The organism is Streptomyces sp. NPDC049577 (assembly GCF_040675635.1).
Classification (GTDB): domain Bacteria; phylum Actinomycetota; class Actinomycetes; order Streptomycetales; family Streptomycetaceae; genus Streptomyces.
The window spans coordinates 1-7,013 of the sequence record NZ_JBFAPH010000329.1 but is presented as its reverse complement, the minus strand read 5'-3'; the positions used below and the strand labels follow the sequence as shown (position 1 = coordinate 7,013).

The following is a 7,013-nucleotide window of genomic DNA, read 5'->3' as shown; positions in this document are numbered from 1 at the left end:
CGGTGCTTTTCAGCTACGAGCGGGTGAACCACCGCTGGTCCGGGTGGAAATGGCAGTCCCACAGGACCAGCGGGGTCCCGTTGGCGGTACTGCCGTTGTTGGCCAGCCCCACACACTTGTTCTGACCGGCCGCGGAGACGAGGGCGAAGGTGCCGTCGCCGAGATCCTGCATCCGCCACCACTGGTCGGGGTGGAGGTGGCAGTCCCACAGCACCAGACGCGTCCCGTTTCTGTCACTGACGTTGTCCGCCAGCCCTATGCACTTGCCCTGCGGATAGCCGGAGGCGTATCCGCGCAGGGAGACGCCGTCGTCGCCTCTGTACCACCACTGGTCGGGGTGCAGATGGCAGTCCCACAGGACGAGGATCGTCCTGTTGGCGGTACTGCCGTTGTCGGCCAGGCCGACACACTTGTTCCCGCTGGGGTCGGCGGCGCTGCGCAGGCTGAAGATACCGCCGGCTTGCGAAGGCACTGCCGTAGCCGTTGCCGCTGTCCCGGTCAGGGCGAGTGCGGCGCTCGCGACCGTCGCGCTCACGATCCCCAGCCGACGCTTCAGGCGAGATGTCATGCGGAGTACCTCCCGACGGTGGCCCCTGTCAGACGTCGCTCAAGGTTGGCCGCCGCGATCGGGCGTCATACATCCTGGAACCGGACATGTACGGGCCGGGCTCGGGCGTGACGGCTGCCGATCTCAAGGGCACTCGGAGGACGTGACACCCCGACTGATGCCGTCGACGTGCCCGAGGACACGGTCGCGCAGGTCCAGGACCGGGAGCGAGAGGAACCGCCCAGTCGCCGCGGCAGCGTCCGCGTAGAGCCCGGCCGTGGCACGCAAGGCGCGCACGATGTCGGCGGCGTCGTAGCGGGCGAACGTATCGGGAATCCGGTCGCGGTAATCGTCGCCGAGCCACTCGGCGAGGTGGTGCCCGCCGTACCAGGTGTCCGTACGCCCACCGGAACGGGCGCCCGCGTACCACTCCAGCATGGTCAGCAGCAGCTCCCGCATCTCGGCCAGCCGACTCGCCGCGGGCCACAGGTCACCGCGGGCGGCGTAGACGGGTACCTGAGTGGCCTCGAACCAGAACTCCCGCTGGTTCTCCTCGAACTCGCGGGAGCCCGGCGCCGTCCAGGCGGGCGGTGCGGGGTGGGAGGGCGACAGCCCCTCGGTGACACCGGTGCGGTCGAGGTGGACGACGTACCCGCGTCCGTAGAGGTCGTCCAGTCCGTCGCGCTTCATGGCCTCCAGCCGCTCGGGCCCGGCGAGGGTGAAGTCCACCTTGCGGCCTTCGGCGAAGACGACGAGACAGGTCGGCCAGTCGGGCTCGTCCTCGCCCTCGTTCGCGAGGTGGACGCTGAGCAGGGTCGGGGCGATCTCCTCCTGCCAGGTGTCGCTACCGGCGAGCCCCACGGCCCCCGGGCCGATCAGCTCGATGTCGAGGTCGGACCATTCGTCCACGCGCAGGCCCCGGGCGCGCGACCCGGTCTGGACGACTGCGTCGATGCCGGGTTGCCGGGAGGCGAAGTCGAGTACGGCGCGGAGCAGTTTGTCGGGATCTTCCATGGCCGTCACGTTACATATGGTGCGGCGTCCAGTGCTTGCCGCAGATCGCCGGCGGAGGTGAGCGCGGGGCCGGTCTCCTGAACGACCCACGCCCGCTCCCCCAGGTACTTGCCGGGCGGCGGCACGAAGAGCTCGGCGCCGGCGGGGTAGACGTGGACCCCGGGCGCTCCGGTGAGCCGGTACCCGGTCCCCAGGGGCACCGGCCACCACATGGCGCGTTCCGCACCGCCCATCAGGTACGGCCCGATGTGCCGGCCGCGGGCCTTGAGCTCGCAGATCGCGGCGGTGGCGAGGGGGAAGTCGATCCGGGCCAGGTCCCATTGACGCCCGATGACAAGCGGTGCGGTGCGGCCGCCGGCCCAGAGCTCGGCGGCGACGGCGGGGTCGGCTGCGGCTTTGAGCAGCCAGGCGGGGTGGGACGTCTTGCTTCTCATGCGTCCAAGGACACCGCTGGTCACATGCCGAGGACCAGGCCGGATGAGCGGTCGCTCCACCGGACATCAAAGAGGACATTTCACGGCTGCCGGACCGACCGACGTACTACGTTGAAGGCACAGCACTCGCGGAGGTGACCGTGCCGGGTGAGCCGGGGAACCCGAGGTTCGTGCGGGCTCGCATCGAGGAGGGCCTACATACTCAAGAAGAGTTCGTCGAAGCGTTCGATGGCGCGGCTCGTACGCTCGGGTTCAAGGTCACGATCTCGGTCCACCAGGTACGCCGCTGGGAGTCCAAGCGACCGGGTTGGCCTCATCCCGCGGCCCGGGCCGTCCTCCAGAACCTGCTACGGCGACCGCCTGAAGAACTCGGATTCAGCAGACCGTCTCGGCCCAGGGTGTCGCACGATAGTCCCCTGAAGAGGCGCGACTTCGTGACGTACTCCCTGACGGCGGTCACAGCCGCTGGGGCACCGGCCCTTACGGAGGACATCTTCGCGCAGGCTTCGGTCGACCCGCTGGATCAACTGCGAGATGTCCTCGCCGGAACAGTCGTCCGCACAACAAAACCCAGTGACCCCCGCGTGTTGGCGCGAGCCGCGGTCACGGCCAAGAGGCGGATCCAGCGCTGCGACTACACGCAGTTGGCAAGCCACCTCCCGGGCCTTCTCGCCGACTTGACCCCGGGCCACAGGTCTGAATCCGATCAACAGCGCGTCGACCGAGTCGCAGTGGACGCGTACCACGTGGCGGCATCCCTGTTCCTGAAGAACGGTGATCCGCCCTCGGCGTGGGTGGCGGCCGAACGGTCCATGGCGGCGGCTCGCCGGGTCGGCGATCCGGCGGCGATCGCTACGGCATCACGCATTCTCACCCATGCGGTGACGGCGGTGGGGCACCACCGCCAGAGCCTCGGAGTAGCCATTCGTGGAGCGGACGAAATCTCGGGTGCGGTGACCAGATCGCAGCCGGACAGGGTCGCGGTCTTCGGTGCTTTGCTGCTGCGGGGAGCGTGGGCCGCCTCGGCGGCAGATGACCGGGATACGGCATCGACGCTCCTTGATGAGGCCGAGCGCGCCGCCGCTTTGATGAAGGAATCCAATCGCTGTTGGACCGCGTTCGGCCCGAACAACGTCCTCCTTCACCGGGTGACGATCGCACTGACGCTGGGCGACGCCGGTAAGGCACTTGTTGAGGCGCGAAAGGTTGATGTGAAGACCTTGGCAGTGGCTGAGCGGCGTGCCGTCTTCTGGACAGATGTCGCTCACGCCCTTCACGCATGTGGAAGGTCCCAAAAGGCGACGGCCGCCCTGCTGGCGGCCGAGCGGGAGGCGCCGCAGGAGGTACGGTCTCGTCCGGTAGTCCGGAAACTGATCGGGGAATTGCTGATGCGCGACCAGGGCGGACAAGTGGCGTTGCTGCGCTCGCTGGCGTCGCGAGCAGGAGTCGCGGTATGACCAAGCGCAAGGTGCTCTATCACATCGTCTGCGCGGCAGGTCCCGCCTCCGATGCGGTCCGGTTGGTCACGGCGGCGAAGGAGCGCGGCTGGGACGCCTGCGTCATCGCCACTCCCGCTGCCATGGACGGCGACTTCATCGACGTCCCGGCCTTGGAAGCCGCTTCTGGACGCCCGGTACGGAGCGGCTGGCGCCGGGCCGGAGAGGAGAAGCGGAACCCTCCCGCCGACGCGGTCATCGTCGCGCCGATGACCATGAACACGGCCAACAAGTGGGCGGCCGGCATCGCGGACACGTACGCACTCGGCGTCGTGGCCGAAGCCGTTGGGCTCGGTATTCCCGTGGTGGCACTCCCCTTCTGGTCCACGGCCCTCGACTCCCATCCGGCGACACGGCGCTCGGTGGAAGTGCTGCGCCGTACGGGAATCCGGGTGCTCTATGGGGAGGGCGAATGGACACCCCACCGCCCGGGCACGGGAGGACAGCAACTGACGCTATATCCCTGGCATGCGGCCCTCCACTTGGCAGAAAGCACCAAGGCACCTCAGGATCGATAGGCCACAACCACATGATCGAGTTCTGATCACTCGGCTCATTGAATTACTGACGTTGCCCAAACTGCGACCTCGTCGGCCGACATACTCAGCTTCCGACCGTTTCCGAAAGCGCACCAGCGCCCGTCCCACCGCACCATCCACTTCTCGTTCCGGTGGTTCCACAACTCAAGATAGGCATCCCCTACGCCCTCAAGAAGCCGCAACTCATGCAACAGGCAGTCCGGCGAGACGAAGGTCGGTAGTGCACCGACCGTTCCTGCGCCAGTTTGCGGGTTGTCGAAGCGCACCAGCACATACGGACTTGGTTTACGGTTCAAATCTGAGGTCTTGAGCATACGGCTAAATCGCTCGGCAGCTTGATCCGCCGACTCGACACCGGAGATCTCGGACGAATAGCCAGGAAAGATGCCGAAAACAACCCTGTTGAGGTCCGGATCCCCCGGGAAGATTCGATGGGCCTCCGGCCTGATCCGGCCGACGACATCAAATTCGCGTCCAGGCCAGGAGAAGCCCGGCAGAGCAATCAATGGCTCAGGCCGCCCAATCGCTTCGTCTTCTCGTTCACGTACGAACTCAAGGACAGCGCGGCACAGTTCCGCATCGTACGAGTCCTTGGCGTTCAATCTGAACACATGCCGGCGGTCGGCACTCAATGCCGCCAACAACACGAACCCTGGGGCGGGAGACCACTTCCAGGCATCCGAAACGCCTGAGAGTGGCTCCACATTGGGAAGCGCAGACAATTTCGCGGCGATATCCATCGTCAGGCTTCCCTGCTTCTAGCTAGCGGTCGCAATTTGACGTGTCCTGACAATACCGTAGGCCATTACCGGCACAGTGGGACAAACCGGCCGATCAGGCCTCCGGTATCGTTGGAAAATCCATTACACACCCGCCTTATCACGCGACATGAGCTCGCTGCCCGGGATCCTCACCCGCTCTTCCCGCCAACCAGCCGCCCGAGTGCAGCACTCGCGAGCGCCGCGCTCGCGAGCCCCAGCGAACGTTTCACACGAGATCTCATTCGGGCCCCTTGCCCACGGTCGTCTCCCGGCGTCGCTCACGGTTGGCCGCCCCGATCCGGCGTCGTACACCCCTGGAACCGGGCATACGCACAACGACCGGCCAGAAGGAGCGACGCCGCCGAGCGGCACCTCCACAGCTCAGCGCAGATTGTCGACGGATGTGAGCGCGAAGCCCGTCTCCTGAACAACCTACGCCCGCTCCTCCTCCAGACACTTGCGACCGGTGGCCCGAAGAGCTCGTCGTGGGCAGGGTAGACGTAGACCCCGGGCGCCCCGCTCGGGACCGGGTACCGTCTCTCTCAGTCCCCGGCCGCACATGACCTTCCTGCGTACCCCCTCCGCTCCCGACGCTCCCACGGTCGTGACTCGTGCCGCGGAGATCAGGAATCTCCGGAGTCACTGTCCAGCGGGGGGGTACGGCTGGCGGAGACGCGGCTGCGTGAGCTTGCTGAAACATGTGACTTGTCCCTGTACCGGTACCGGACACTGCCGCCGTGGCGGATCATCCGCTTGGACACCACCATGTTCGTCTCCGCCTTCGATTCTGTCTGGGAAGGGCACGAGTCGGCTACGTACAAGGTGGTCGAGACTTCGCAGGGCCCGCTGTACCGAGGCTTTCGGCGCATGCTCGATGCCATGGCCGTCGAGCTGAGGTGAGGGAGAGCTGATGGTGATCGAAGCGGAACTCAAGGTACGCGTCAGCGACCCGGAGGGGGTTGTGCATCGCCTCGAACAGCTGGCCGTGGGCAGGGCCGAGGTCTATCGGGACACGTACTACGACACCCCGGAGAAGACCCTCGGGTCCGGCGACCGGGAACTACGGCTGCGCACAGTCAGAGGCGATGAGGGCGAGAGCTCGTTTCTCACGTACAAGGAACCTCGCGTGGACGACGCGTCAGGCTCCAAGCCCGAGCACGAGACACGGGTCGAGGTTCCGGACGCCGTTCATGCCATGCTCCGTGGCCTGGGGTACGTGGTGTCGATCGCCTTCGAAAAGCACTGCCGCAACTATGAGTTCGACGCCCGCGGCCGTCATATGCTCGCAACCTTGGTGGAGGTCCCGGACATCCATGGAACATTCCTTGAGGTCGAGACCCTGTCGAAGGACGACGAGGTGGACTCGGCCTTGGAGGACGTTCGGGCGGTGCTGACAGATCTCGGCTTCGCTGACGGGGACGTGACCACAGAGCTGTACACGGACGCGGTCGCCGCGCGCCGAAGGAGTTGAACGTTGCCGGGTCATCGCGTTCTGTACATCATCATCTGCGCGGCCGGACCGGCGGCCCAGGCGGTTCGACTGGTGACTGCAGCGACGGAACGCGGCTGGGACGTGTGCGTCATCGCCACTCCGGCTGCCGTGGAAGGCGACTTCATCGATGTCCCGGCGCTTGAAGCGGCTTCGGGGCGCCCGGTCCGGAGCGGCTGGCGCCGGGCAGGAGAGCAGAAGCGCAACCCTCCAGCCGATGCGGTCATCGTCGCGCCGATGACGATGAACACGGCCAACAAGTGGGCCGCCGGCATCACGGACACATACGCCCTGGGCGTCTTGGCCGAGGCCGTCGGGCTCGGGATTCCGGTGGTGGCGCTGTCGTTCTGGTCGACGGCGCTCGACGCTCACCCGGCGACGCGGCGCTCGGTGGAGGTGCTGCGGGGCACGGGGATCCGGGTGCTCTATGGGGAAGGCGAGTGGACACCCCATGCCCCGGGCACGGGCGGACTACAGATGGCGGCGTACCCGTGGCACATAGTTCTGGAGGCCGCGGAGAGCGCTCCGACACCTCATGCCTGAATCACCTGAACCTCATCCGCAGACAAATGCTCGGCAGGAGGCCAGAGCCCGTACTGAAGCGAGTCTCAGTGTTGGCTCCCGTGATGCTACCGGCCTTGCCAACCCTCGCCAACAGCGACGACCCACCTGCCTGCGCATCACCCGCCCAGAAGTTACCGTCAGACACGACAGCGGCCCCACTGGAACGTAT

8 protein-coding genes are annotated in these 7,013 nt (G+C 66.5%); 4 read left to right on the top strand and 4 right to left on the bottom strand.

Annotated features, from left to right (window positions below; all coding sequences use genetic code 11):
• Positions 1–13: 13 nt before the first annotated feature.
• The 3 genes from AB0K09_RS27270 to AB0K09_RS27260 all read right to left on the bottom strand — a co-directional run bounded on the left by AB0K09_RS27270 (position 14) and on the right by AB0K09_RS27260 (position 1,995).
• Complete coding sequence (locus AB0K09_RS27270; protein ID WP_366068061.1) at positions 14–472, bottom strand: RICIN domain-containing protein; 459 nt, start codon at positions 470–472, stop codon at positions 14–16.
• A 219-nt stretch (positions 473–691) separates the two neighbouring features.
• A complete protein-coding gene (locus AB0K09_RS27265) occupies positions 692–1,561 on the bottom strand; it encodes an aminoglycoside 6-adenylyltransferase (RefSeq protein ID WP_366068060.1) in 870 nt (289 codons plus the stop codon).
• 5 nt (positions 1,562–1,566) lie between these two features.
• Positions 1,567–1,995, bottom strand: a complete 429-nt coding sequence (locus tag AB0K09_RS27260) for a hypothetical protein (RefSeq protein ID WP_366068059.1) — start codon at positions 1,993–1,995, stop codon at positions 1,567–1,569.
• Positions 1,996–2,429: 434 nt separating this feature from the next.
• Between AB0K09_RS27260 and AB0K09_RS27255 the strand changes: the two genes are divergently transcribed.
• Together AB0K09_RS27255 and AB0K09_RS27250 are read left to right on the top strand one after the other, a co-directional pair.
• Positions 2,430–3,452, top strand: coding sequence for a hypothetical protein (locus AB0K09_RS27255; RefSeq protein ID WP_366068058.1), 1,023 nt, complete (start codon positions 2,430–2,432; stop codon positions 3,450–3,452).
• Positions 3,449–4,009 carry a flavoprotein gene (locus tag AB0K09_RS27250; RefSeq protein WP_366068057.1) on the top strand — a complete coding sequence of 187 codons (561 nt, stop codon included), beginning with the start codon at positions 3,449–3,451 and terminating at the stop codon, positions 4,007–4,009. Before AB0K09_RS27255 ends, AB0K09_RS27250 begins: the two co-directional genes overlap by 4 nt.
• A 35-nt stretch (positions 4,010–4,044) precedes the next feature.
• Here AB0K09_RS27250 and AB0K09_RS27245 read toward each other — a convergent pair whose 3' ends face one another.
• Positions 4,045–4,770 (bottom strand): hypothetical protein, encoded by a 726-nt coding sequence (locus AB0K09_RS27245; protein ID WP_366068056.1) that lies wholly within the window; start codon positions 4,768–4,770, stop codon positions 4,045–4,047.
• Between the two features lie 934 nt (positions 4,771–5,704).
• Here AB0K09_RS27245 and cyaB point away from each other — a divergent pair.
• Both cyaB and AB0K09_RS27235 read left to right on the top strand, forming a co-directional pair.
• The gene (cyaB, locus tag AB0K09_RS27240) at positions 5,705–6,262 is read left to right on the top strand and encodes a class IV adenylate cyclase (protein WP_366068062.1); all 558 of its coding nucleotides are present in this window, start codon (positions 5,705–5,707) and stop codon (positions 6,260–6,262) included.
• Positions 6,263–6,265: 3 nt separating this feature from the next.
• Positions 6,266–6,823, top strand: coding sequence for a flavoprotein (locus AB0K09_RS27235; RefSeq protein WP_366068055.1), 558 nt, complete (start codon positions 6,266–6,268; stop codon positions 6,821–6,823).
• The last annotated feature ends 190 nt before the right edge of the window (positions 6,824–7,013 follow it).